Below are 3,054 nucleotides of genomic sequence, written 5' to 3' on the forward strand. Positions count from 1 at the left end.
AGGGTCTTGGAAAGCTTTCTGTCAAGCCCGGCGAACCTCCCAAAGGCATAACCCAGCAGGAAGCCCGACATGTTGTGAAGAAGAACGCCCCCGAGGGTAAGGAGAGAGACCTCCCCAAGTCTGTCCCTGTTGAGGGCGAATATCACCGCAATTATGAAGGATATCGCCGTTATTGAGAGGTAAGGGAGAAATGGCTCAAGCCTCTCAACCCTCTCCCTCAGCAGAGACCTCAGGAGCATGCCTCCTACCACGGGCAGGATAACTATCTTGAGGGTTGTCAGAGCCATGCCAAAGAAGGGAACGGGAACGAACTTTCCGGCGAGGAGCCATGTCCAGAAAGGTGTAAGGAGGGGTGATAGCAAGGTTGAGAGGGAGGTCATAGAGACTGAGTAGGGGAGGCTACCCCCGGAGATAAAGGTTATGAGGTTGGAGGCTGTCCCTCCCGGAGCGGAGCCCACAAGGACAAAACCAACCGTCAGCTCCCTATCCATACCCAAGAACTTCGCGACACCGTAGCCAAGGAGGGGCATCACGCTGAACTGGAGGAAGGCTCCGTAGAAGATTATCAGAGGTCTTCTGAAGATACGTCCAAAGTCCTCGGGCGTCAGCGTTATCCCCATGCTCAGCATTATCAGCACGAGGAGGGGGACTATGAGTCCCTTGAGCTGGGAGAAGAGAGCGGGGAAGAGCAGTCCAGCTGCCGAGAAGAGCAGGAGCAGGAGGAGAAAAAGGACAGTCCGCATGGACTATAATTTTAGAATGCCGGAAAAGAGAGATATCCTCTACGAGGGGAAGGCAAAGATAGTTTATCTCACCGATGACCCCGACAAGCTTATACTCCACTTCAAGGACACAGCAACAGCCTTTGATGGTGTGAAGAAGGCACAGCTCAAAGGAAAAGGGTCCCTGAACAACACGATATCAAGCCTCATATTTGAGATACTCCACAAAAGGGGAATAAAGACCCACTTCATTGAGAAGCTGTCGGACAACGAGATGCTTGTCTGGAAGGCTGAGAGGTTCCCCGTTGAGGTTGTCGTTAGGAACGTAGCCGCCGGGAGCATAGTCAAGAGGCTGGGTTTTAAAGAAGGTGAGGCGTTCAAGAAGCCTCTCGTTGAGCTCTTTTACAAGAACGACGAGCTCCATGACCCGCTCGTGTGTGAGGAGCATATACACCTGATGGGACTTGCCCCGGTGGAGGAGCTTCCCAAGATGAAGGAGACCGCCCTAAGGGTGAACTCAATCCTCGGGGACTTCTTTTCCCGGCACGGGATAAAGCTCGTTGACTTCAAGCTTGAGTTTGGAAAACTCCCTGACGGGAGTATAGGGATAGTGGACGAGATATCCCCCGACAGCATGAGGCTATGGGACGCGAAGACGGGAGAGAAGCTTGACAAGGACAGGTTCAGGTTTGATCTGGGAGACCTGCTTGAAGGCTACAGAAAAATTCTCAAACGTATATCATAACATAATTGATCTTGACAGTCTCAAGATAGAGTTTAAATTCTCAAGAGGTAATGCCCTCAGATATAGACGAGCTTAGAAAAGAGCTTGACATTGTAGATGTCATCTCCGACTACCTTAACCTTGAGAGGGCTGGGAACAACTTCAAGGCGAGATGCCCTTTCCATCCCGATAAGACGCCTTCCTTCTACGTCTCCCCCTCCAGACAGATATTCAAGTGCTTTGGCTGTGGGGTAGGGGGCGATGCCATAAAGTTCGTATCCCTCCGTGAGAACGTGAGCTACACCGAAGCAGCCCGCCTGCTGGCTAAGAAGTACGGCATAAGGCTCAACCTCAAAGAGGCATCGGAAGAGAATAAGAAGATCCACAGAGTTCTTGAAGCTGTGGCGGATTTCTATCATGGGAAGCTCAAGGAAAACAGGGAAGCCCTTGAGTACCTAAAGGGAAGGGGGATTGAGGGAAGGGCTGGAGAGAGGTTCGGGCTCGGCTTCTCCCCTCCAAGCGGTGAGCTCTATAAACTCCTGAGGGATCTTGATGCCCTTGAGCTCTACGAGAGAACGGGAAACATAGTGAAGGTTGAGGAGGGCAGATACAGGGACCTCTTCAGAAACAGGCTCGTCATACCCATAAGGGACCCCTCGGGTAGGGTCGTGGGCTTCGGAGGCAGGCTCCTTAAGGGAGAGGGACCCAAGTACGTGAACTCTCCCGAGAGTGAGCTCTTCAAGAAGAGAGAGCTCCTCTTTGGCTTCTATGAAGGAAGGGAGTATCTGAGGGAGCTACGGAGCGCCATAATAGTTGAGGGATACTTTGACGTCATAGCCCTCCATCAGGAGGGCTTCAGGAACGCGGTGGCCACCCTCGGAACATCCTTTGGAAGGGAGCATGCCCGCCTTCTCTCCAAAACCGTGGAGAGGGCATACCTTCTCTTTGATGGTGATGAGGCTGGAAGGAAGGCTATGAGGCTCGCAGCCCCCCACCTCCTCAAGGAGGGAATTGAGGTGTATCCCCTGTTCCTGCCGGAGGGGAAGGACCCCCACGACTTCGTCCTCTCCGAGGGAAGGAGGGCATTGAAGGAGCTCATAGAGAACGCGGAGGACCTCTTTTCCCTTCTGAAGAGAAGGATTGAGTTGGGAGAGGACAGGGAGAGAAGCCTGAAGGATTTCATATACTTCGCCTCCTTCCTAAAGGATGAGATAAGGGCTTACGCCCTCCTTTCAGAGCTCAGCAGGCTCACAAGGATACCCCTTGACGCTCTGACAGCCCGCATGTACAGGGGAGGAGAGCCTCAGGAGGAGAGGTCAAAGGTCCTCAGCTTCACCGAAAAGGTCTTTCTCAAGGGACTCTTTGAGCTCAAGCCCCAGATAAACCTTGAGGAGTTCAACCTCTCCAGCACCGCGAGGGAGTATGCCCAGAGCATACTGAGGGAGGAGTACTATCAGGTCCCTGAAGAGATACTGAACCTGAAGCTCACCAATCCAGAGAAGGACTTTGATGCGAGCGCCCAGAGGCTCAGGATTGACATACCCCCTGAGGAGATCGGAGCTGGTGGGGTCAGGGAGTCTATGAGGGAGTTTATAAAGAAGCACAGGG

Annotated in this window: 3 protein-coding genes; 2 read left to right on the top strand and 1 reads right to left on the bottom strand. The window is 52.9% G+C overall.

Features of this window, described 5'->3' with window-relative positions:
- Window positions 1-743, bottom strand: a 743-nt coding sequence (locus AC1HCM_RS02485; protein ID WP_479460195.1) for a bile acid:sodium symporter family protein, incomplete at its 3' end; no start/stop codon positions are given.
- A gap of 16 nt (window positions 744-759) precedes the next feature.
- Between AC1HCM_RS02485 and purC the strand changes: the two genes are divergently transcribed.
- Together purC and dnaG are read left to right on the top strand one after the other, a co-directional pair.
- Complete coding sequence (purC, locus tag AC1HCM_RS02490) at window positions 760-1,467, top strand: phosphoribosylaminoimidazolesuccinocarboxamide synthase (protein WP_479460196.1); 708 nt, start codon at window positions 760-762, stop codon at window positions 1,465-1,467.
- 50 nt (window positions 1,468-1,517) lie between these two features.
- On the top strand, window positions 1,518-3,054 hold a 1,537-nt coding region (gene dnaG / locus AC1HCM_RS02495), incomplete at its 3' end, for a DNA primase (RefSeq protein WP_479460197.1).

Source organism: Hydrogenivirga sp., from assembly GCF_056450045.1.

Excerpts from the sequence above, each read along its gene's own strand:
- purC (WP_479460196.1), top strand. The coding sequence starts at position 760 with ATGCCGGAAAAGAGAGATATCCTCTACGAGGGGAAGGCAAAGATAGTT.